Below are 23,180 nucleotides of genomic sequence, written 5' to 3' on the forward strand. Positions count from 1 at the left end.
CTGCACATGAATAATATCATTCTCGAGATGCGTGGCATCACCAAGACGTTTCCGGGCGTGAAGGCCCTGGACAATGTCAATCTCAAGGTTCGCGAAGGCGAAATCCACGCTCTGGTCGGCGAAAACGGTGCCGGCAAATCTACCCTCATGAAGGTGCTGAGCGGCGTTTATCCGGCCGGCACCTATGAAGGCGAAATTCATTTCGACGGCACGGTCCGTCATTTCTCCACGATTTCCGATAGCGAAGAGCTCGGCATCATCATCATCCATCAGGAGCTGGCGCTCGTGCCGCTCCTGTCGATCGCCGAAAACATCTTCCTCGGGAACGAAGTCGCGACCAATGGCGTCATCCGTTGGGCCGAGACCTTCTCCCGCACTCAGGAACTGCTCTCCAAGGTCGGCCTGAAGGATTCCCCGACGACGCGGATCACCGATATCGGCGTCGGCAAGCAGCAGCTGGTGGAAATCGCCAAGGCGCTTTCCAAGAAGGTACGCCTGCTCATCCTCGACGAGCCGACCGCTTCGCTCAACGAGACCGATTCCGACGCCTTGCTCAACCTCTTGATGGAATTCCGCAAGCAGGGCATGACGTCGATCATCATCTCCCACAAGCTTAACGAGATCCGCAAGGTCGCCGACCAGATCACCATCCTGCGCGATGGCGGAACGGTCGAGACGCTCGACTGTCACACCGGTGATGTCAGCGAAGACCGTATCATCAACGGCATGGTCGGCCGTGCGATGGAAGATCGCTATCCGCCGCGCGAGCCGAAGATCGGCGAAACGCTGCTCGAGGTGAAGAACTGGAACGTCTATCACCAGAACCACCGCGACCGTAAATTCCTGCACGATGTCAATTTCAACGTACGCGCGGGCGAAGTCGTCGGCATTGCCGGCCTCATGGGCGCGGGTCGTACCGAAACCGCGATGAGCCTTTTCGGACGCTCCTGGGGTCACAAGATCACCGGCGACGTGTTGATGAACGGCAAGGCGGTCGACGTCAGCACGATCCCGCGGGCGATCGATGCCGGTCTCGCCTATGTCACCGAGGACCGAAAGCATCTCGGCCTCGTGCTGAACAGCAACATCAAGGAAAACACCACGCTTGCGAACCTGCGGGCGGTTTCCGCGAATGGCGTGATCGATGACCGCAAGGAAGCCTCGATCGCGTCGGACTACCGCACCAAGCTGCGTATCCGCTCGCACTCGATCTATCAGGAAACTGTCAATCTTTCGGGCGGCAACCAACAGAAGGTCGTGCTGTCGAAGTGGCTCTTCACCAATCCTGAGGTGCTTATCCTCGACGAGCCGACACGCGGTATCGACATCGGTGCGAAATACGAAATCTACACCATCATCAACCAGCTAGCCGCAGAGGGCAAAGGCATCCTGATGATCTCGTCTGAGATGCCGGAGCTTCTGGGAACCTGTGACCGCATCTACGTGATGAACGAAGGCCGGATCGTTGCCGAGCTTTCGAAGGAAGAGGCGAGCCAGGAATCCATCATGCGTGCCATCATGCGCTCGGGGGAAAAACACTAATGGCAATCGACACAAGAACCGAAACCCCGAAAGTTTCCGTCAGCGATTACCTCAGGAAGAACATCCGCGAATACGGCCTGCTTCTGGCCCTCGTGGTCATCATGCTGTTCTTCCAGTACATGACCGGCGGCGTGCTGTTCCGCCCGGTCAACATCACCAACCTGGTTCTGCAGAACTCGTTCATCGTCATCATGGCGCTGGGCATGCTGCTGATCATCGTGGCGGGCCATATCGACCTGTCGGTCGGCTCGATCGTCGCCTTCATCGGCGGCATATCGGCAATCATGCTGGTGAAGTGGGGCTGGCATTTCTCGCTGGTCGTGCCGCTTTGCCTCATCGTCGGTGCCGCCATGGGCGCCGCCCAGGGCTACTGGGTGGCATACCAGAAGATCCCGTCCTTCATCGTGACGCTGGCGGGCATGCTGGTTTTCCGCGGTCTGACCTACGTTGTGCTCGAGGGACGTCCGATCGGGCCGTTCCCGAAGGAATTCCAGATGTTGTCCACGGGCTTCATCCCGGACTTCCTGTCGTTCACGGATCCGGCAACGAGCGTTATCCAGAACTATGTCGCGCTCATCGTCGTGCTCGTTCTCGTCGCGCTCGCCATCTATTCCGGCATGCGCGAACGCCAGATCAACGAGCGTCACGGCACCCCGAACGAGCCCTTCGTCTTTTTCGCCGCCCAGATGCTGATCATCAGCGTGGTCGCCGTGTTCCTCGGTTACCAGCTCGCAACATATCGCGGCCTGCCGAATGTTCTGGTGGTCATGGGCGTGCTGATCGCGGTCTATTCCTTCGTTACCACCCGCACGACCATCGGTCGGCGCATCTATGCGATGGGCGGCAACGAGAAGGCTGCGAAGCTCTCGGGCATCAACACCGAGCGGCTGACCTTCTACACCTTCGTCAACATGGGCGTGCTGGCGGCTCTTGCCGGCATGATCATCGCGGCCCGCTTGAACTCGGCGACCCCGAAGGCCGGTGTGGGCTTCGAACTCGACGTTATCGCGGCCTGCTTCATCGGCGGTGCTTCGGCTTCGGGTGGCGTGGGCAAGATCACGGGTGCCGTCATCGGCGCCTTCATCATGGGCGTCATGAACAACGGCATGTCGATCATGGGCATCGGTATCGACTACCAGCAGCTCATCAAGGGCCTGGTGCTGCTCGCTGCCGTGTTCTTCGACGTCTACAACAAGAACAAAGCAGTCTGAGGTAAAGGCCATGTATCTGTCGCAATTGAAGGGTGGTGGGGTCATCTGCCGCCAGGGAGACTCTGCGCGCCTCGTTCTGGGCTTCGCTTCCACCTACGAGCTGGCGAAAGCCGCCATCGCGTCGGGGATATCGATTGGAGCCCTCATCCAGCGTCAGGGCGCCGGCGATGCCGTCGATCTCGCGGCACTTGCCGCGGGCGGCAAGCTCGATTGTCCTGTCCGTCATCCGGATCCGGCCCACATGTTCCTCACCGGAACGGGTCTGACCCACACCGGTTCGGCCTCCGCCCGCGACAGCATGCATGCCGATACCACCGGCATGAGCGACTCGATGAAGATGTTCCGCATGGGCATCGAGGGTGGCAAGCCGAAGCCGGGCGAAACCGGGGTTCAGCCGGAATGGTTCTACAAGGGAACGGGTGTCAACGCGATTGCGCCGGGCGAAGCCCTGGTGTCGCCGTCCTTCGCGCTCGATGGCGGTGAAGAGCCGGAGATTGCCGGCTTCTACCTGATGGGCGAGGACGGCACGGCGTTCCGCATCGGCTTCTCGCTGGCCAACGAGTTTTCGGACCACGTCACGGAAAAGATCAACTACCTCTATCTCGCCCATTCCAAGCTGCGTCCGGCCGCCTTCGGTCCGGAACTGCTGGTGGGTGAACTGCCGGAACACGTGACGGGTTCCTCGCGCATCCTGCGCGACGGCAAGGTGATCTGGGAAAAGCCCTTCCTTTCGGGAGAAGGCAACATGTCCCACACCATCGCCAACCTCGAATACCACCACTTCAAATACGATCTTTTCCGCCAGCCGGGCGATCTGCACGTGCACATGTTCGGCACGGCGACGCTTTCCTTTGCCGACGGCATCAAGACGCAGGATGGCGACGTGTTCGAAGTCAGCGCGACCCAGTTCGGGCTTGCGCTTAGCAATCCCTTGAAGACCGCGGCCGAGCAGATGCCGGCGGTCAAGGCCCTCTGAGAGCGGCCTCTGGACAAAATCGGGCGGCATGAGCCGCCCGCCCTTCGACCAAACAGAATCGAGACAAGCCATGAGCGCTTTCAAACCGGCAGCTTGGCCACGCAAACTGAGATCCCAGGAATGGTACGGCGGCAACTCGCGTGACAATATCTATCACCGCGGCTGGCTGAAGAACCAGGGTTACCCGCACGACCTGTTCGACGGGCGCCCGGTGATCGGCATCCTCAACACGTGGTCGGACCTCACGCCCTGCAACGGCCATCTCCGCGAACTGGCGGAGAAGGTCAAGGCGGGTGTCTGGGAAGCCGGCGGTTTCCCGCTCGAAGTGCCTGTCTTCTCGGCTTCGGAAAACACCTATCGCCCGACCGCGATGATGTATCGTAACCTGGCGGCTCTGGCGGTGGAAGAAACCATCCGCGGCCAACCTCTGGATGGCGTCGTGCTTCTCGTCGGCTGTGACAAGACCACGCCGTCGCTGCTGATGGGTGCCGCATCCGTCGACCTGCCGGCGATCATGGTTTCCGGCGGTCCGATGCTCAACGGTTACTTCCGCGGTGAGCGCGTCGGTTCCGGCACGCATCTGTGGAAGTTCTCCGAAGCCGTGAAGGCTGGCGAAATGACCCAGGAAGAGTTCCTGGAAGCCGAAGCCTCGATGTCGCGCTCCACCGGTACCTGCAACACCATGGGCACCGCCTCGACCATGGCGTCGATGATGGAATCGCTCGGCATGACGCTTTCGGGCAACGCCGCTATTCCGGCTGTCGATAGCCGTCGTCGCGTCATGGCGCAGCTTTCCGGCCGTCGCATTGTACAGATGGTGAAGGACGACCTGAAGCCTTCCGACATCCTGACCAAGGCTGCCTTCGAGAACGCGATCCGCACCAATGGCGCCATCGGCGGCTCGACCAATGCGGTCGTGCACCTTCTCGCCATCGCCGGCCGTACCGGCATCGACCTGTCGCTCGACGACTGGGATCGCCTCGGTCGCGAAATCCCGACCATCGTCAACCTGATGCCGTCGGGCGAGTACCTGATGGAAGAGTTCTTCTATGCCGGCGGCCTGCCCGTCGTCCTGAAGATGCTCGGCGAATCCGGCAAGCTCAACAAGGATGCGCTGACCGTCTCCGGCGGCCCAATCTGGGATGAGGTCAAGGACGTTCGCAACTGGAACGAGGACGTCATCCGTCCGGTCGAAAAGGCGCTCACCCAGCATGGCGGCATTGCCGTGCTCAAGGGCAATCTCGCCCCGAAGGGCTGCGTACTGAAGCCTTCGGCGGCATCCGAGCACCTGATGCAGCATCGCGGCCGTGCCGTCGTGTTCGAGGACATCGACGACTACAAGGCGAAGATCAACGACGAAGCGCTCGATATCGATGAAAACTGCGTCATGGTCATGAAGAACTGCGGTCCGCGCGGCTATCCCGGCATGGCAGAGGTCGGCAACATGGGCCTGCCGCCCAAGGTTCTGCGCAAGGGCATCACCGACATGGTGCGCATCTCGGATGCCCGCATGTCCGGGACGGCCTACGGCACGGTCCTCCTGCACACCTCGCCGGAAGCCGCCGTCGGCGGTCCGCTCGCCGTGGTTCGCAATGGCGACATGATCGAGATCGACGTCGCCAATCGTCGCGTCCATCTCGACATTCCGGATGACGAGCTGCAGCGCCGCCTTGCTGCATGGCGTCCGGCCTCGGAAGCCCCGAACGGCGGTTACGAGCGTCTCTTCCACGACCACGTCGAAGGTGCCGATACCGGCGCTGACTTCGACTTCCTGAAGGGTTGTCGCGGCAGCGCCGTCGGCAAGGATTCGCACTGAGGAGAGACCCATGACGAAGCGTATTCCGCTGGCGCTCGTGGGCGTCGGCAAGATTGCCCGCGACCAGCACATTCCCTCGATTGCCGGGGGGGCGGATTTCGAGCTCGCCGCCGCCGTCAGCCGGCACGGCAAGGTCGATGGCGTCGACAACTTCGAAAACTTCGATGCCTTTCTCACCGCCCGTCCGGATGTAAAGGTCGTATCGCTTTGCACGCCGCCGGAAGTCCGCTTCGACATGGCGAAGAAGGCGATTGCCGCCGGCCGCGATGTCCTGATGGAAAAGCCGCCGGCGACAACGCTCGGTGAAGCGGAAGCGCTGAGCGCGCTTGCTGCCGAAGCTGGCGTGACGCTGTTTGCCACCTGGCATTCGCGCTTTGCGCTCGGTGTCGAGCCGGCGCGGCTCTGGCTTTCGGACAAGACTATCAAGACCGTGTCCATCGTGTGGAAGGAAGATGTCCGCCGCTGGCATCCCGGTCAGGCGTGGATCTGGGAGCCGGGCGGCTTTGGCGTGTTCGATCCGGGCATCAACGCGTTATCGATCCTGACTGCGGTCGTACCGGGTCCGATCCTCGTCGAGCGCTCGACGCTGGAATTCCCGGAAAACAAAAAGCAGCCGATTGCCGCCTCGATTGCCATGCGCACCGTCGATGGCGCGCCCGTCAGCGCCGAATTCGACTGGCGCCAGGAAGGTCCGCAGACCTGGGACATCACGATTGAGACCGATCAGGGTCTTTTGCGTCTTTCAAAGGGCGGTTCGGAACTCTATATCGGGGATGCGCTCCATACGGCAGGTCCCGATCGCGAATATGCTGGCATCTACGAGCGCTTCGGCGCACTCATCCGCGCGCGTGAAAGCGATACCGACTACCAACCGTTGAGACTCGTGGCGGATTCCTTCCTCTGCGGTGAACGGAAGGTTGTCGCTTCCTTCGAAGATTGATCAAAACGAGGAGGCCCTGTCTTGGCCTATACACTGACCGGAAAGCACCTGATCGCAGGCAACTGGATTGCAGGTAGCGAAACCTTCGACTCTTCGCCGGCTACGGGCCCCGTCCGTTCCTTTTCCGTTGGTTCGTCCGCTCTGGTCGATCAGGCGGTGAAAGCCGCCGAGGAAGCGTTCGAGACCTATGGCTATTCAAGCCGCGAATCGCGCGCCGCCTTTCTTGAGGCGATCGCCGAGGAAATCGATGCGCGCGGCGATGCGATCACCGAGATCGGCTCGCAGGAAAGTGGCCTGCCGGAGGCCCGCCTGATCGGCGAGCGTGGCCGCACCGTCGGCCAGCTTCGTCTGTTCGCCGCCCATATCCGCAAGGGCGATTATCTCGACCGTCGCCATGACGAGGCGCTGCCGGATCGCAAGCCGCTGCCGCGTCCTGACCTGAAGATGGTCCAGCGTCCGATCGGTCCGGTCGGCGTGTTCGGCGCTTCCAACTTCCCGCTCGCCTTCTCGACGGCCGGTGGCGACACAGCGTCGGCGCTTGCCGCCGGCTGCCCGGTTGTCGTCAAGGGTCATGAAGCCCATCCCGGCACCGCCGAGATTGTCGGCCAGGCCATCGATGCGGCGATCAAGCGTACCGGTGTGCATCCGGGCGTCTTCTCGCTCGTTCAGGGCGGAAGCCGCGACGTCGGCACGGCGCTCGTCCAGCACCCGCTGATCAAGGCCGTCGGCTTCACCGGTTCGCTCGGTGCCGGCCGCGCGCTCTTCGATCTTTGCGCCCGTCGCCCCGAGCCGATCCCGTTTTTCGGCGAGCTTGGCTCTGTCAACCCGATGTTCCTGCTTCCCGAGGCCGTTGCCGCTCGTGGCGAGGCGATTGCCAAGGGTTGGGTCGCATCTCTCACCAATGGCGCCGGTCAGTTCTGCACCAATCCGGGCATCGTCGTGGTGACCGAGGGTACGGACGCTGAAACCTTCACGACGACCGCAGAAGAGGCTCTTGCCCAGGTCGGCGCACAGACCATGCTGACGGACGGCATCGCCGATGCCTATCGCAAGGGTGCTGCCCGCATCGCCGCCGTCGAAAATGTTCGCTCGGTGTTGACCTCGACCTGCGACCTGCGCAATGCCAAGCCCTACCTGTTCCAGACGACGGCCGAAAACTGGCTGGCGAACCATGAACTCGGCGAGGAAGTGTTCGGCCCGCTCGGCATCATCGTTACGGCGAAGGACGCCGACGAGATGGTGAAGCTTGCCCGCAGCCTCGAGGGCCAGTTGACCGCGACGCTGCAGCTTGAAGCCGGTGACGAGCCGGTCGCCAGCCGTCTCTTGCCCGTGCTTGAGCGCAAGGCTGGCCGCATTCTGGCGAACGGCTTCCCGACGGGTGTCGAGGTTGCCGATGCCATGGTGCATGGCGGTCCCTACCCGGCTTCCACCAATTTCGGCGCGACCTCGGTCGGCACGATGGCGATCCGCCGGTTCCTTCGTCCGGTCTGCTATCAGGATATCCCGGCCGCTCTTCTGCCCGAAGATCTGCAGTAAGAAGGCCCTGCGTCCATGACCGGCTCACCGTTTGCCGCCCTCGTTGACTGGGGAACCAGCAATTTCCGTCTCTGGATCGTCGATGCCGGAGGCGGGGTTCTTGCAGAGCGCCAATCGGATGACGGCATGGGTCGCCTCGAACGGGATCGTTTCGGTGCAGTTCTGGAAGGACATCTGCAGGCGCTTTCCGCGCCTGTGGACCTGCCTGTGGTGATTGCCGGCATGGCGGGAGCCCGCAGCGGCTGGCTGGAAGCAGCCTATGTCGAAACGCCCGCACCGCTCGAGGGTCTTTTCCGCCATGCCGTGATGCCGGAGCACTCCGGCCGCCGGGTGTTCATTCTTCCCGGTGTGTGCCAGCGCACGGCCGGTGCCGAGGACGTGATGCGTGGCGAGGAAACCCAACTTGCCGGCGCCATCGAATCCGGCATTGCCAGCGGACTTTTCTGCCTGCCGGGCACCCATTCCAAATGGGCAGAGCTTGATGCCGGAACGGTTCGCGGTTTCACCACGGCGATGACGGGCGAGCTTTTCCAGCTCCTGAGCCGCCAGTCGATCCTGCGTCTTTCCGTGCCCGAAGATGCGCGCGCTGAAGCCGATCATCCGGCTTTTGCCGCGGGCGTTTCGGAGGCTGCCGAACCGGATTTCTCGCTGACGACTCGGCTTTTCTCGATCCGGGCGGAAGGCCTGCTCGGTGCCGCGGACGGCGCTGCCGCCGCCGCACGTCTTTCCGGCCTGCTGATCGGTGCGGAAGTGGCCGCCATGCGCCGTCGCTACGCGCCGGCCGGCGACGTTCACATCATTGGCACCGGTGCACTCGCCAACCTCTACACCAGGGCGCTTGCCCTGTCCGGCATCCGCGCCGTGGCGCTCGATGGCGGCGAACTCGTTCGCAAGGGCCTGTTCGCAGCCGCCCGCTCCCTCGTTTCCGTCTCCTGAAGGAGTAACCCGTCATGACAACGTCCGCAGTCGCCTGGCCTCAGCTCAAGCGCAATCTGGTGGCCATCCTACGCGGCGTCAGGCCGGATGAAATCGAACCGATCGTCGATGTTCTGCTTGAAGCCGGATTCGAGGCGATCGAGGTTCCGCTGAATTCGCCTGATGCCTTCGTGTCGATCGAAAAGGCACGCAAGCGCGCGTCGGCGTCCTGCCTGATTGGCGCCGGGACGGTGCTCGATGTCGCCAATGTCGACCGTCTCGCCGATGCCGGCGGCAATCTTCTCGTCACGCCCAATGTCGAGCCGGATGTTATTCGTCGCGCGGTCGGTCATGGCATGGTCACCATGCCGGGCGTTTTCACACCGACCGAGGCACTTCTCGCTGCCAAGTCCGGTGCTGCGGCGCTCAAGTTCTTCCCGGCCAGCGTGCTTGGCGCTCAGGGCATCAATGCGATCCGCGCGATCCTGCCTGCCGGCCTGCCGATCGGTGCCGTCGGCGGCGTTTCCGAGACCGATTTTTCCGCCTACCTCAAGGTCGGCGTCACCTGCTTCGGGCTTGGTTCCAGCCTCTACAAACCGGGATACGATGCCGCTGTCGTCGAGGAGCGGGCGGTCAAGACCATAGTCGCCTATGATGAGGCGGTTTCGGCCGGTTGACATCGCCTTGATGAAAGGGAAGAGCTGTTAATCTCTTCCTTTTTTATCAAGTTTAAAGTTGACTCTTTTCGTTCACTTTATAGTGTCCACTCGTTCGCAACGCGGTGGGGGAAACCCGCAGCGAGCCTGTGGACGGACATGAACAGGAGAGGTCTATGAAGCGGCTGAATGATCAACCGGCGGTCGGAACGGGTTTAACCGGAAAGGTGCCAGGCGCGAGGCGCAAAGCCATTCTTGCGGGCGCGGCGACACTCTCGCTGTTTGCTGCCGCAGTGGGTACGGTTGCGCAGGATGCAGCCCAGGAAGCATCCACCGAACTGAAGCCCATCGTGGTGACAGGAAAGCAGGAGCGACCCATTGGCCCTGATGCGACGGTGGTCGCGAGCGAGTCGGCGACAGGCACAAAAACCGACACTCCGATCCTCGACACGCCGGCTTCCGTTTCGGTCGTGACCCAGAAGGAAATGGAGACACGCGGGGTCGAGAACATTCAGCAGGCTGTTTCCTATACGGCAGGCGTTCTCGTGGACGAGTTCGGGTCTGACGATCGTTACGATTACCTCCGCATTCGCGGCTTCGACCAGACTGCGCTCGGCAGCTACCGCGATGGCCTCCCGGCCCGCATCCCGGCATGGTTCACCGCAAGCCGCCTCGAGCCTTATGGCCTGCAGCGCGTCGAGGTGCTCAAGGGTTCCACATCGACCCTGTTCGGCCTGAATGGTCCCGGCGGTCTGGTCAACGCCATCACCAAGCGCCCGCAGGATGAATTCCACGCGGAGGTCTACACCACCTTCGGCGACGAGCACATCGAGACCGGCACCGACTTCGGCGGTCCTATCGGTGACAGCAATGTCTGGAGCTACCGCTTCACCGGCAAGTGGCAGGATGCGGCAAACAGCTACGATTATTCCAACGACGACCGTCTCTATATCGCCCCGGCCTTGACCATCAAGCCCGAGGAAGGCACCTCGCTCACCATCCTCACGGACTATTCGAAGCGTGACAGCAGCCTGTCCTATGGCTTCTTCGAAGGCGTCGAGATGGACCTCGATACCTTCCTTGGCGAGCCCGAATACAACAAGTTCAATACCACTCAGACCGATCTCGGCTATCAGTTCGAGCATGAGTTCGACAACGGCCTGACCTTCCGTCAGAACGCCCGCTACAGCCATATCGATCTCGATTACGAGCAGGTCTATGGCGGCACGACCGATCCGGCCGACGATCGCACGGCATTTCAGGTCTACAGCAGCGGCTATCGCTTCACGATCGACAATCAGCTCCAGTACGATGCGAGCTGGCAGGCGTTCGACAGCAAGACGCTGGTCGGCCTCGACTACACCTACGACAACACCCGGGAAGATATCGATATCGGCACGGCGCCGGGCATCGACATCTACGATCCCGTCTATTGCGGCCGAAGCTGCATCACGCTCGGACCTTATGTCGACTGGCGTGTGAAGCAGAAGGCGCTCGGCATCTACGCACAGGAACAGCTGACATTCGACGATCGCTGGATCCTGACGCTTGGCGGCCGCTACGATTACGTCAACACGGTGGCCGATTATCTGGATACCGGCCTGCAGGACGACGACACGGCAAAGGCCTTCACTTCGCGCGTCGGTCTTACCTACAAGATCAATCCGGAACTGGCCGTTTACGCCAATTATTCGGAATCCTTCCAGCCGCTGGTTGCTGCGAATGCCAATGGCTATGCGGTGGATGGTTCGCTGAAGGCGCAGGAAGGCACCCAGTATGAAGTCGGCGTCAAGTATCGCCCCGAGAGCTTCGACGCGCTCTTCACGCTCGCCTTCTTCGACCTGACGCAGAGCAACGTGCCCACCTACATCTCGCCGGTCGAGCAGCGCCAGATCGGCGAGGTCCGGGTGCGCGGTATCGAGCTTGAAGGCAAGATGGCGTTGAACGATCGTCTCAACCTCACGCTCGCCTATTCCTATTGGGACGGCGAAATTATGGAGGACGGCATCAGCGGCAATGCCGGCAACCGGCCGGACCGTGTGCCTGAGCATATCGCTTCCGCATGCCTCGACTACACCATCCCCGGTGACGGCATTCGCGGCGATCTTACCCTCGGTGGCGGCGTGCGCTATGTCGGCCAGACCTTCGGCGATGCCGAAAACACCGTATCGGTTGACGCCTACACCGTGGTCGATGCCTCGGTTAAGTACAAGGTGACGGACAACCTCAGCCTTGCCGTCAACGCGACCAACCTGTTCGACCGCGAGTACCAGACGACCTGCTACTACGGCACCTGCTATTATGGTGACCGTCGCAAGGTCGTCGGCACGCTGAAATACACCTGGTGAGGCCGTGAACCCGGACGTCGCCAGCGAAAAACCGGTGATCGATCATCCGGCCGCGTCGAAGGACGTGGCCGGTATCGTTGATTTTGCCGACATACTGGCGCGGAAGGCCGGGGCGAAATACGTCTATTGCACCGGCAAGTTTGTCTTGGGCGCACCTGATGATACCCAAGTCCTGGGCTGTCGGGCACTGACAGGCGAGGAAACATTCTCCGGCCTTGTCGACCGCTACGCTCTTCGTTACGGAGATGGCGACCGGCGGGCCGTGGTCTCCATGTGGACCATGTATTACTTCAGCACCCTGATGATCGGCGCGGCCGTTTCCTGGCTGGAACTGCGGCGCATCCTGCCTCTTTGTCTCGATCGCCTGAACCTCGCCGTTGACGCCAGTAGCGGCGAACCGCGGGCCTTCGTGTTTTCCGACTGGGGACGGGAGGACGAGGGGGCCAGTGTCCACGAAGCCTTTCACGAGGTCATCCGCGAGCATGCGGAGTTGTTGATCGATGCAATCGCTGCGCAATCCGGCGTCAGCCGCAAGCTCCTGTGGGCCAATGCGGCCGGCTATCTCAGCTGGATCGTCGGAGAAGTTGGGCGTCTCACCGATCCGGCGCTTGCCGTCGAGGGCAGGGCATTGCTTGATGACCCGTTCTGGCCGGATGGCTGGAAGAACCCGATGCACGGCATGATCCGGCGGGAATGCGGGCAGGGTGGCGAAACCATCGACCGCCGCCGGGTGTGCTGCCTGCGCTATGCGCTGCCGGGCATTGCCGGATGCGGCATGGTCTGTCCGCTTCCGCAGGGCCGCAACTGATTTCTCAGGCTTTTCGTCTCAACATGAGCATCAGGAAGGGGGCGCCGACCAGTGCGGAGACCAGTCCTGCCGGTATGGCGTAAGGGTAGACCACCGTGCGCCCCGCCCAGTCTGCCAGCACCATCAGTCCGCCGCCGATCGCAGCCGCACCCGCCATCTGGGGAAATGCCCGGACAAGGCCAGCCTCGCGAGCCAGATGCGGCCCCATCAGGCCAATGAAGCTTAGCGGGCCTACACTCAGTGTCGCCGCGGCACTCAGCAGTCCGGCAAGGCCGAACAGCACCAGCCTGGACGGTGTAAGCGGCAGGCCGAGGGCAGTTGCCGCTTGTGGGCCGAGCGGCAGGATATCCAGCCAGCGCCGCGTCGAGAACGCCGCACCAATCAGGATGACCCCGGCGACCGAGACCGTGATCGCCGTGACGCCATCGACATTGTAGGTCGAGCCGCTCATCCACCGCATCAGGAACAGGGACCGGGGATCGCCGCTCGCCGTCAGGATGCCGACGATGGCATCGACCATGGCGCTGAGCGCAATACCGGCGAGCAGAACCCTTTCCGGGGCGATACCTGAGCGGATGGCGAAGGCGAAGATCACCGCAAGAACGACCAATGCCCCGAAAGCGGCAAAGCCGAGCTGGCTCGCAAGGCCCGGAGCGGCGATCGCAAAGACGGCGATGGTCACGCCGAAGGTGGCGCCGGCGCTGATGCCGAGAACTTCAGGGCTTGCCATCTCGTTGCCGGTGAGGCGCTGCAGGATAACACCCGCAACGGCGAGCATGGCGCCGGAAGCGAGTGCTGCGAAGACCTTTGGCGTTCTCAGCCCCAGGATCTCGCTTGCGATGGAGGCATCGGGCAGGGCCCAGGCTCCGTCGATCGCACGGCCGAAGAAGAGGCCGACCAGCACGGCCAGCATGACGGCCGTAAGTGCCAGAAGGAGCGCCTTGGGGCCGATGGCCAGCCTGCCGGCTTGCCTTGCGCGTCCCTGCAGGATCCTGTGGCGGGTTTTCAGCCGCGGTAAGAGCAGGAGAAGCAGGGGCGAACCGAATACCGCCGTCACCGCTCCCGTCGGCAGGAAGTCGGCCGTGGCCCCCGCCAGATATTGTACGGCCCCGTCGGCAAACCACAGGAGCGATGCACCTATCAGGGTCGACCATACGAGAATTTCGACCGGACGTCTTGCGCCGGAAAGTCTGGCGATGGTGGGAGCGACCAGACCGATGAAACCGATGACGCCGACGGCGCTGGTGACGAAGGCCGCAAGCGTGACGGCTGCGGCAACGGCAAGGAAGCGTAGCTGGGCGATGCGCAGGCCAAGAGCGGATGCGCCGGCTTCGCCAAGCTCCAGCAGGGAGAGCGGCCGGATGATCAGCGCTGAAAGCAGTGCAACTGCGCCGATCTTGGGCAGCAGCGAAAGCGGAATGGACCAGCTTTGCTGGGAGAGGGACCCGGAGCCCCAGATGAACAGGCTGACGAGATAGCGTTCGTTGAGCAGCATCAGGATCGCCGAGAGCGCGCCGCACCAGAGACTGATGACGAGGCCCGAGAGCACAAGCGAGAAGGGGGAGAAGCCCCGGCGCGCGCCGAGCAGGAAGACGAGCGCTGCGGCAATTCCGCTTCCGGCGATGGCGACCAGATCGCGGCCGAAACCGAGCAGAGCAGGAAAAAAGAGAGTCGCGATCGCCAGTGCCAGATTTGCACCGGCCGAAATGCCGAGTGTTGTCGGCGAAGCCAGAGGATTACGCAGCACTTGCTGGAAGAGCGCGCCGGAAAGCGCAAGTGCCGCGCCGGAAAGCAGTGCGGTCGCCATGCGGGGCAGGGTGGAATAGAGTAGCACCATGCGGGTAACATCATAGCCGGCTGCCGGTGCGGCGTCGAGGGCGGGCGCGACCTGCAGCCAGGCGATGGCTGCCGCCAGCACTATCATTGCAAGCGTTACGATCGCCGGCCCGAGGGAAAGTCTCGTGGATGTCCCGGTCATGAGCCGGATTCCAGTTCGCTGGTTATGATCGAGGCGAAGCGTATGGCTTCGTTGACCATGCCGAACATCAGGGCAGGGGGCACGATCGAGAAATGTCCGGGTCGGGCAAAGGGCAGGGCCCGCCATAGCGGACTCTGGTCGATTTTCGGCAGGACGTCTCCGGGAAGCGGTTCGAAGGCGATCAGCCGTGCCTGTCGATCGGTCACGCGCGACAATTCCTCTATGCCGATGGTCTGGAAACCCCAGTAGTTAGACTTCTCTTTCCAGGCGTTCTCGATGCCGATCTTTTGCAACACGTTATCAAACAGGCCCGGCGCTCCATAGATGCGGGCGTGGCGGGCATCCATGAAATTGACCAGTGCAAGAGGAGGGGGCGACAGCGGTTCGAGCCTGCGGCGGCACTCGGCGAAGAAAGTGTCCGCAGCCACGAGGTAACGCTCGCCCTCCCCGGTCCGGTCAATGGCCGCAGCCAATTTACGGGTGGCCGCGATGGTGGCCGGCAGGATTTCCCCGCCTTCAGGGGTGTAGATCTCCAGACGCAGCACCGGCGCCACCGCTTCCAGTTTGGGAAGCAGTGCGTCGAGATAAGGCGTGGTGAGGATCAGATCGGGCTTCAGCTCGGTGAGAATCTCGAAGTTGACCTCCCAGGAGCTGCCGAGGTCGATGACGCCCGCCGGCATCCTCGGTTCGACCACCCATTTGTCCCAGTCGGCGAGCGAGGCCACCGCAGCCGGCGTGACGCCGAGCGACAGCATGGTCGAGGCCAGGCCGTAGTCAAGGCTGACGATCTTCGTCGGTACGCCTTCTGCCCGGGCAGGCAATGTTGCCAGCTGGGCAGGCAGGGCCGCGGCGCCCGCCATCATCTTCAGCAGCGCCCGCCGCCGCACCCCGCGCCGGCCGTGATCGTCAGGAGACATAGGCGAGCGGTATGCTGAGCGCCGGATGGGGCATCACGTCCATGGCGATGCCGTAGATGTTTTCCAGCGCGTCGCGCTGCAGGATCTCGGCGGGCGTGCCGCTTGCGGCGACGATGCCGCCCTTGAGCGCATGGATGCGGTCGCAGAAACGGGCGGCCATGTTGATGTCATGCAACACGATGACCACGCTCAGGCCCTTTTCGCGCGAAAGACGGCGAACGAGCGAGAGCACTTCCATCTGATGGGCGATATCCAGCGCCGAGGTCGGCTCATCCAGCAACAGGCATTCGCTGTCCTGCGCCACCAGCATGGCGATCCAGGCGCGCTGCCGTTCTCCACCCGACAGCGTTTCGACCAGCCGGTCGGCGAAGGGGTCGAGATGGGTGAGCGCCAGCGCTTCCTCGACCTTCTGGCGGTCGCGATCAGTAAAGCGACCCAGTGCGCCGTGCCAGGGGTAACGTCCGCAGGCCACCAGTTCGCGCACTGTCATGCCGGCGCCGGCGCCGACATCCTGCGGCAGATAGGCGACGGAGCGGGAAAACGCGCGTGCGTCGAAGGACGAGGTGGGCCGTCCGCCATAATAGACCGCGCCGGAATTTTGGCCCTGCTGGCGGGCGATGATCTTCAGGAGCGTCGACTTGCCGGAGCCGTTGTGACCCACGAGTGCGGTGATCTCGCCCGCGGCAAAATCCAGCGACACATCCTTCAGGATGGCGCGTCCTTCGAGGGTGAGCCCGACGCCTTCGACACGGAAGGCCTGGCTGGATCGGTCCGCGCCGTCGACCGGCCTCTGGTTCTTCGTCATGTTCCGCTCCTTCGCACCTGCGCAACATCGGTTGTCACTGCGTTACTAAATATGATAATTGCGATCAAGTATATCTTTCCAACAACGTCATCGGCTCGAGGTGCCGCCTTACCCGGGTCTGCCTTACGAGGAGCGGAATGAGTTATCTGCCCCGCATGAACAATCGCATCGATGGCTTTTCGGTCATTCAGGGATTTCACCGCCGCTACTGGGACGGCATGGTCGCCGATCTCTGGAATGTCGACTGCGCGCCGGAAGCCGGCGGTTATTATGTCGGGAGTGATCCGCGGCTTTTCGCCGTTCTCGATGCCCAGTTCGGCGCGGACGGCGATTTCAGCATGGCGGAACTCGGGACTGTTCCGCTGACCGCGTGCCAGCGACGTGCTATATCCTTCATTCCGGCTGGTATGGAGATGCGCACGGAAATGCGTGGCATCCGTTTCCTGCGCCATCTCGACCTGCATTTCGATATCGACGGGCTGACCCGGCGTTTCGGCGAGGATCTGCCTCCGCAGACACTGGAGGAGCCGCGGTTCCTTTGCGACGAGGCGCGCCTGCTTGCGCTTGCGGACCTGATTGCCGCCGAGTGCGCCGCGCCCGATCCCCTGCATGGTCTCTATGGCGACGGGTTGACGCTGGCCCTCCTGATCGACGTCCTGAAGATCGGCGCTATCGTCGAGCGGCAGCGCTCCAAGCTCGCCGCCTGGCAATTGCGGAAAGCGACAGAGTTCATCGAGGAGCATTGCCTGCGCGCCATTCGTCTGGACGAGCTTGCGGCGCTGACCGGGTTGTCGCCCTCCCATTTCAGCCATGCCTTCAAGGCGTCCACCGGACTGCCGCCCCATCGCTGGCAGATGAAGGTCCGCATGGTGCGGGTCAAGGAATTCCTGCGCCGGCGTGACATGTCTTTGACCGCGGTTGCCGCCGAGACGGGCTTTGCCGATCCGGCGCATTTCGCCCGCGTCTTCCGTCGTCAGGTCGGCGTATCCCCGTCCATCTGGCGCAAGGCCAACCTCGATTGAGGATGAGCACCGGTCCGTCGGCCGAAGTTTGACCAAATACGGTCAAGAGTGAGCAGGAACGGACAAGCGGGACACATAATCCTGATATAAAAACTCATCTTATTTTCGACACACTATTCCATCCGGCCGGTTGCAGGACCAGCCGGTGAAGCGGGGTACATAATGCGCAGAAACACGGGATACCGCTCGATGAGCAAGGCTTGGCGTGCGGGGGCAGCGCTGGCGATACTGTTCTCACCGGCAGCAGCCGCAGCCCAGGATGCGGGCACGACACTTCAGACCATCGTTGTCCAGGGCAAGCAGGAAAGCGCGACCGGTCCGGTGGATGGTTATGCTGCAAGCAGTTCCTCGACGGGTTCCAAGGTCGATACGCCGATTGCCGAAATCCCGCAGTCGGTGTCCGTCGTCGGTCGCGAGGAACTGGACGATCGCGGCGTCACCAACAAGGTCGATGAAGCCCTTCGCTATACCGCCGGCGTTTTCGCCGAGCCCTTCGGCGTCGATCCGGATACCGACTGGATCTATATCCGCGGTTTCGATGCGACGCAGACGGGCGTGTTTCTCGATGGCCTCAGCCTTTATTCGTATGGCTTCGGCGGTTTCCAGATGGACCCGTTCTTCCTGGAGCGTGTCGAGGTGCTGAAGGGACCGGCTTCCGTTCTCTATGGTGCGTCGAACCCCGGCGGTCTCGTCAACATGGTCGGCAAGCGGGCGCTGGACGAAAAACTGCTCTACACCGAAACCGGCATCAACAGTGACGGCAATGCCTTCTTCGGCTTCGATGCGGGCGATGTACTGCAGGAAGGTGCGTTCAGCTATCGCCTGACCGGCAAGATCGCCGGTGGCGATCAGTATACCGATTATTCCGAGGATTTCCGCGGTGGGATCATGCCGCAATTCACCTGGAAGCCGGATGAATCCACCAGGCTCAACGTCTACGGTTTCTACTCCGCGCTCGATCAGGTGCATGTGGGCAACGGCTTTTACCCTTACGTCGGCACGGTGGTCGATGCTCCCTTTGGCAAGATCGACCCGAAGTCCTTTTACGGCGAGCCGGATATCGACCATGGCGAATACCAGCAGACCATGATCGGCTATGAGGTCGAGCATGAGCTGGACAGCGGCTGGAAGCTTTCGCAGAACGCCCGCTACGCTCATCTCAACAAGTATGAGAACGCGCCCTACACCTACGGCTATTACGATTCTTCGACCGGCACCGGCTATCTCGAAGAACCGGCCGGCCCTGACTACGAGTTCTACCGTATCGGTTTCGAAGGCAAATCCAAGGTCGACAGCTTCGTCGTCGACAACCGGATCAATGGCGAATTCGCAACCGGCGGATTGGACCACGACCTGACTGTTGGCCTCGATTACAAGTATTACCGTCTCGATCATGAGCAGGCCTGCTGCGGCTCGACGCCGATCGGCGTAACGGACCCGGTCTATGGCGCAGCGCAGGGCACCAACTTTGTCTATCTCGACCAGGTGCTGACCCAGCAGCAGGTCGGCATCTATGCGCAGGACCAGATCAAGTTCGGCGGCGGCTTCATCGCCACGCTCAATGGCCGCTACGACTTCGTGAAGACGGAATCGGATGCCACCGTCGGTTACTCCTATGATGCCGACGACAAGGCGGCGAGTGGCCGTATCGGTCTTGCCTACGAGTTCGCCAACGGCTTCACGCCCTATGCCAGCGCCTCGACCTTCTTCAATCCCGTGATCGGTTCCAGCGCCACCGCGCCGATCAAGCCGGAAGAAGGCTATCAGGTCGAGGGCGGCTTCAAGTACGAGCCGACCGCATTCGAAGGCCTGTTCACGGCGTCGGTCTTCCATCTGGTCAAGCAGAACTGGACCGTTACCGATCCGGCCACCTTCCTGCAGTCGCAGATCGGCGAAGTCACCTCCACCGGCATCGAACTCGAAGCCAAGGTGCAGATTGCCGACGACTGGAAGGCGACGGCGGCCTTCACCTGGCAGGATCTTGAGATGACCGAGCATGCCGATCCGACCCTGGTCGGCAACAGCCCCTACCTCATTCCGGCCGTCACCGCTTCGGCCTGGCTCGATTACACGGTGCCGACTGGCGTTCTCGAAGGCCTGAGCGTTGGCGCAGGTCTGCGTTACCAGGGAGAATCCTGGGCGGATTATGCCAATACTCTCAAGGTGCCGGACGCATTGCTCGCCGATGCGGCCATCCGCTACGAGAAGGACGGCTGGGGTCTGTCGCTCAATGTCGCGAACCTGTTCGACAAGGAATATGTCAAGGGTTGCCAGGGCACGTTGACCTGCGGTTATGGCGAGGGACGTACCTTCACGCTGAAGCTCAGCAAGACCTGGTAACACAGGCCTGCCGACTGAATGGCTTCAGAAAGCCGCCGGGACCGATCGGTTCCGGCGGTTTTCCTTCTTGCGGGTATTGCGGTTGAGAGTTCAGCGCCACAAGCCGCGCATGCGGGCGCCGACGTCGATCCGCTTCTGCCGCTCGCCCTGCCCTGCCTGCGCTTCGCCAGCGGTGGCCAGCGGCCAGCTCACCTTCTCGAAATATTGCAGCAGCATGGCAGGGATGAAGCGCGAGCGGGCGGCGTAGACATGGCGGTCGCCCTGTGCGTTCTGGCCATGGGTGAAGAAGCGCTGCGGCGTGATGATATGCAGGCTGTCCTTGGCGCGCGTCATCGCGACATAGAGCAGGCGGCGCTCCTCATCGATCTCGTCGGTGGTGCCGACCCCGAGATCCGAGGGAATGCAGCCATCGACGCAGTTCAGCACGAAGACGGACGTCCATTCCTGCCCCTTGGCGGAGTGAATGGTCGAAAGGATCAGGTAATCTTCGTCGCGCAGCGGCACGCCGGCCTGATCGCTGGTCGCATCCGGTGGATCGAGTGTGAGTTCGGTCAGGAAACGTTCCCGCGAGGGATAGCCGCCAGCGATCTGCTCGAGTTGCAAGAGGTCGGCCAGGCGGGTCTCGGCATCTTCGTGGATGCGGCCGAGATGCGGTTCATACCATTCCCGCGCCCGGGCGATTTCGCCCGGCCAGCCGAGGCTCATGCTTCTCAGCTCCATGAGCATCCTGGTGAATGCGCTCCATTCCTCGCCGCAGCGGGGCGGCGGTGGCATTTCGGCAAGCGAAATCAGAGGTTCCGGATCGGCGGCTGAGGTGTCGAGGATCTTGCCGGCCGTCTGCGGGCCGATGCCGGGAAGCAACTGCAACAGGCGAAAGCCTGCCACCTTGTCGCGCGGGTTCTGGGCGAAGCGCAGGGTCGCCAGCAGATCCTTCACATGGGCGGCGTCGAGGAATTTCAGCCCACCGAACTTCACGAAGGGGATGTTTCGCCGCGTCAGCTCGATTTCCAGCGGGCCGCTATGGTTCGACGCACGGAAGAGCACGGCCTGTTGCTTGAGCGTCGTGCCAGTCTCGCGGGCCGCGAGCACCTGCTCGGCGACATAACGGGCCTGATCGGCCTCATCGCGTACGCCGACGAGCATCGGGCGTGCCTCGCTTGCCCGCTCGCTCCAGAGGTTCTTGGTGAAGCGTTCGCGGGCAAGGCCGATGACGCCGTTTGCCGCCGTCAGGATCGGCTGGGTGGAGCGATAATTGCGGTCGAGGGTCACGACATCGGCCGGCGGATCGAACTGCTTCGGAAAATCGAGGATGTTGCGGATCGTCGCGGCACGGAAGGAATAGATCGACTGGGCGTCGTCGCCGACTACGGTCAGCCCGATACCCTCCGGCTTCATTGCGGTCAGGATCGTCGACTGCAACCGGTTGGTGTCCTGATATTCGTCGACCAGAACATGGTCGAAGCGGCCGCCGATCGCACCAGCGAGATGGGGATCGGTAACGGCATGGGCCCAGTAAAGCAGGAGATCGTCGTAATCGAGCACGTTCTGCGCCTGCTTGGCCTCGACATAGCCGGCAAACAGCTCCTTCAACTGGCTTTCCCAGTTGCTGCACCAGGGGAAGGAGGATTGCAGCGCGTCTTTCAGTGGGCATTCCGCATTCACGACGCGGGAATAGATCGCAAGACAGGTCGCCTTGGTGGGAAAGCGGCTTTCCAGCTTCGAAAGGCCGAGCTGGTGACGGACCAGATTCATCAGATCGGCCGAATCCTCCCGGTCATGAATGGTGAAATCCGGGTCGAGGCCGATCTCGTAGGCATATTCCCGCAGGATGCGGGCGCCGATGCCGTGAAAGGTTCCGGCCCAGGTCAGGGCGTCCGTCAGGGTGGATGCCTCGTTGCCCAGCACCTTGCGGCAGATGCGCTCCACGCGGATGGCCATCTCGCTTGCGGCGCGCCGGGAAAAGGTCATCAGCAGGATGCGGCGGGGGTCGGCTCCGTTGACCAGCAGATGGGCGACGCGGTGGGCCAGCGTATTGGTCTTGCCCGATCCGGCGCCCGCGATGATCAAAAGAGGCCCGGCGCCACCCTCGGGGGCCGGGATGCCATGGGCGACGGCCGACCTCTGCTGCTCGTTCAGGGCATCCAGATAGGTTGATTGCACCGGCAGTGTCGGGCTGGAGGTCATGCCCATGATGTGCCTGACTATGGGCGATTCGGCAAGAACATAGGGCGAACTTTCCTCGCCCTTCGGTTCGGGTGTGGTCATGGGCCAGCGGAAATCATTCGTCCGCACTAATATGCTTTTTTTAGCGCCGCCGCATTTTGAACAAAACACCGCCCAAATTTCCATCGAGACTGCCGGCTCTTGGTTGGCGCGGTGCGCCAAAACGGTCCGGTCTGGCGCATTGACCCCTTACCCCCAGCCCCCCAATGCCCCCGGGCCGGACCGGCCAAGGTAAACTCTCGAAAAACTCAGGACTTCGTCGGATCCGCCATCATGGTCGCGCCGAGAATGCCTGCGGGCTCGCCCTGCGGTCCGGTCGATTGCAGGAGAATGGCGCAGCCGCTGTTGCCGTCCTTGTCGATCAGCTTGGCCGGCAGCACGAGATCGAGCGCGGAACCGTCCCACATGCCGACAGTCTGGACGTCGGTGACGCTGTTCCAGTAGACCATCTTCTTGCCGATGTTCTCGCCCTTCAAGAGCTCGACTGTTTCCTTGCGACGGAAATAAACCACGACGACATCGGCCTTGCCGACGCCTGCCCCGACCTTAACCACCAGTTCGTCGCCCTTGCGTTCGGCAGCAACGGGAATGGTCAGGCCGCCTCCGGCATTTTCGAGCGCGCCGAGCTTCTGGTTGATGGCGCCGATATCGGTGCCCTTCATGTGGTCGCGGCCGTTGAGGATCGCCTGGGGGGTGTAGACGCCACTGCGGCCGAGGCTGCTGGCATAGCCATACTGGCGCTTGGTGTTTTCCTTCGAGGCGAGCGTGTCGGCCCAGCCCATGTAGTTCCAGTAATCGACGTGATAGGCGAGCGCCACGACATCGCCCTGGCGCACCAGTGTCTCGAAGGCGCGGTCGGCCGGCGGGCAGGAACCGCAGCCCTGCGAGGTGAACAGTTCCACGACGCCCCTCAGAGGCGTGCCGTCGCCGGCGAGCGCCGGACTACTCAGCCCCAGCGTCAGCAAGAATGCCAGACCTTTGAACATGCTCCTGTTCATGGAGTGCCCCGTCTTGCGATCCAGCGCTTCGTGGATGCGCCGCCGTTGATCTTCCTTTGTACGTGCCGACACATAGCTCTTCCGGCGTTCAAGGCAAAGTCACGATGGGGTGAAACCTGAGCGATACCAGCAAAAGTGGGAACCGGTTT

Annotated in this window: 17 protein-coding genes; 12 read left to right on the top strand and 5 right to left on the bottom strand. The window is 62.3% G+C overall.

What is annotated here, in order from left to right; translation table 11 throughout:
• Nucleotides 1-6 precede the first annotated feature (6 nt).
• The 10 genes from mmsA to fhuF all read left to right on the top strand — a co-directional run bounded on the left by mmsA (nucleotide 7) and on the right by fhuF (nucleotide 12,748).
• A complete protein-coding gene (gene mmsA, locus H4I99_RS15710; RefSeq protein ID WP_163902356.1) occupies nucleotides 7-1,542 on the top strand; it encodes a multiple monosaccharide ABC transporter ATP-binding protein in 1,536 nt (511 codons plus the stop codon).
• On the top strand, nucleotides 1,542-2,753 hold the full coding sequence (gene mmsB, locus H4I99_RS15715) for a multiple monosaccharide ABC transporter permease (protein WP_163902354.1): 1,212 nt from the start codon (nucleotides 1,542-1,544) through the stop codon (nucleotides 2,751-2,753). Before mmsA ends, mmsB begins: the two co-directional genes overlap by 1 nt.
• Before the next feature lie 10 nt (nucleotides 2,754-2,763).
• The gene (araD1, locus tag H4I99_RS15720) at nucleotides 2,764-3,729 is read left to right on the top strand and encodes an AraD1 family protein (RefSeq protein WP_163902352.1); all 966 of its coding nucleotides are present in this window, start codon (nucleotides 2,764-2,766) and stop codon (nucleotides 3,727-3,729) included.
• Between the two features lie 70 nt (nucleotides 3,730-3,799).
• On the top strand, nucleotides 3,800-5,545 hold the full coding sequence (gene araD, locus H4I99_RS15725) for an L-arabinonate dehydratase (RefSeq protein WP_163902350.1): 1,746 nt from the start codon (nucleotides 3,800-3,802) through the stop codon (nucleotides 5,543-5,545).
• 10 nt (nucleotides 5,546-5,555) lie between these two features.
• Nucleotides 5,556-6,485: a Gfo/Idh/MocA family protein gene (locus H4I99_RS15730; protein ID WP_163902348.1), complete on the top strand. Its 930-nt coding sequence runs from the start codon at nucleotides 5,556-5,558 to the stop codon at nucleotides 6,483-6,485.
• 21 nt (nucleotides 6,486-6,506) lie between these two features.
• Nucleotides 6,507-8,021, top strand: coding sequence for an aldehyde dehydrogenase (NADP(+)) (locus tag H4I99_RS15735; RefSeq protein WP_163902346.1), 1,515 nt, complete (start codon nucleotides 6,507-6,509; stop codon nucleotides 8,019-8,021).
• 15 nt (nucleotides 8,022-8,036) lie between these two features.
• Nucleotides 8,037-8,957 carry a 2-dehydro-3-deoxygalactonokinase gene (locus H4I99_RS15740; RefSeq protein WP_163902344.1) on the top strand — a complete coding sequence of 307 codons (921 nt, stop codon included), beginning with the start codon at nucleotides 8,037-8,039 and terminating at the stop codon, nucleotides 8,955-8,957.
• A gap of 14 nt (nucleotides 8,958-8,971) precedes the next feature.
• Complete coding sequence (locus H4I99_RS15745; RefSeq protein ID WP_163902342.1) at nucleotides 8,972-9,613, top strand: 2-dehydro-3-deoxy-6-phosphogalactonate aldolase; 642 nt, start codon at nucleotides 8,972-8,974, stop codon at nucleotides 9,611-9,613.
• A 155-nt stretch (nucleotides 9,614-9,768) separates the two neighbouring features.
• Nucleotides 9,769-11,940 (top strand): TonB-dependent siderophore receptor, encoded by a 2,172-nt coding sequence (locus H4I99_RS15750; protein WP_163902340.1) that lies wholly within the window; start codon nucleotides 9,769-9,771, stop codon nucleotides 11,938-11,940.
• 4 nt (nucleotides 11,941-11,944) lie between these two features.
• Nucleotides 11,945-12,748, top strand: coding sequence for a siderophore-iron reductase FhuF (fhuF, locus tag H4I99_RS24515; protein ID WP_163902338.1), 804 nt, complete (start codon nucleotides 11,945-11,947; stop codon nucleotides 12,746-12,748).
• Nucleotides 12,749-12,752: 4 nt separating this feature from the next.
• On the opposite strand, the gene fhuB is transcribed toward fhuF, so the two are convergent.
• Genes fhuB through H4I99_RS15770 form a run of 3 tightly spaced genes read right to left on the bottom strand, consistent with a single transcriptional unit; the run spans nucleotide 12,753 to nucleotide 16,448 of the window.
• Nucleotides 12,753-14,726 (bottom strand): Fe(3+)-hydroxamate ABC transporter permease FhuB, encoded by a 1,974-nt coding sequence (gene fhuB / locus H4I99_RS15760; protein ID WP_163902337.1) that lies wholly within the window; start codon nucleotides 14,724-14,726, stop codon nucleotides 12,753-12,755.
• Nucleotides 14,723-15,643: an ABC transporter substrate-binding protein gene (locus tag H4I99_RS15765; protein ID WP_163902335.1), complete on the bottom strand. Its 921-nt coding sequence runs from the start codon at nucleotides 15,641-15,643 to the stop codon at nucleotides 14,723-14,725. Before H4I99_RS15765 ends, fhuB begins: the two co-directional genes overlap by 4 nt.
• Nucleotides 15,633-16,448, bottom strand: a complete 816-nt coding sequence (locus tag H4I99_RS15770; RefSeq protein WP_163902333.1) for an ATP-binding cassette domain-containing protein — start codon at nucleotides 16,446-16,448, stop codon at nucleotides 15,633-15,635. Before H4I99_RS15770 ends, H4I99_RS15765 begins: the two co-directional genes overlap by 11 nt.
• A 137-nt stretch (nucleotides 16,449-16,585) precedes the next feature.
• Here H4I99_RS15770 and H4I99_RS15775 point away from each other — a divergent pair, with 137 nt between their 5' ends.
• Entirely contained in the window at nucleotides 16,586-17,470 is an 885-nt protein-coding gene (locus H4I99_RS15775) for a helix-turn-helix domain-containing protein (RefSeq protein WP_163902331.1), read from the top strand.
• Between the two features lie 189 nt (nucleotides 17,471-17,659).
• The gene (locus tag H4I99_RS15780) at nucleotides 17,660-19,810 is read left to right on the top strand and encodes a TonB-dependent siderophore receptor (protein ID WP_244625121.1); all 2,151 of its coding nucleotides are present in this window, start codon (nucleotides 17,660-17,662) and stop codon (nucleotides 19,808-19,810) included.
• 90 nt (nucleotides 19,811-19,900) lie between these two features.
• On the opposite strand, the gene H4I99_RS15785 is transcribed toward H4I99_RS15780, so the two are convergent.
• Both H4I99_RS15785 and H4I99_RS15790 read right to left on the bottom strand, forming a co-directional pair.
• On the bottom strand, nucleotides 19,901-21,994 hold the full coding sequence (locus H4I99_RS15785; RefSeq protein WP_194362146.1) for an ATP-dependent helicase: 2,094 nt from the start codon (nucleotides 21,992-21,994) through the stop codon (nucleotides 19,901-19,903).
• A 287-nt stretch (nucleotides 21,995-22,281) separates the two neighbouring features.
• On the bottom strand, nucleotides 22,282-23,019 hold the full coding sequence (locus H4I99_RS15790; protein WP_163905958.1) for a DUF1223 domain-containing protein: 738 nt from the start codon (nucleotides 23,017-23,019) through the stop codon (nucleotides 22,282-22,284).
• Between the last annotated feature and the right edge of the window lie 161 nt (nucleotides 23,020-23,180).

It is taken from the genome of Paenirhizobium daejeonense (genome assembly GCF_014280875.1).
In the GTDB taxonomy this organism is placed as follows: domain Bacteria; phylum Pseudomonadota; class Alphaproteobacteria; order Rhizobiales; family Rhizobiaceae; genus Allorhizobium; species Allorhizobium daejeonense.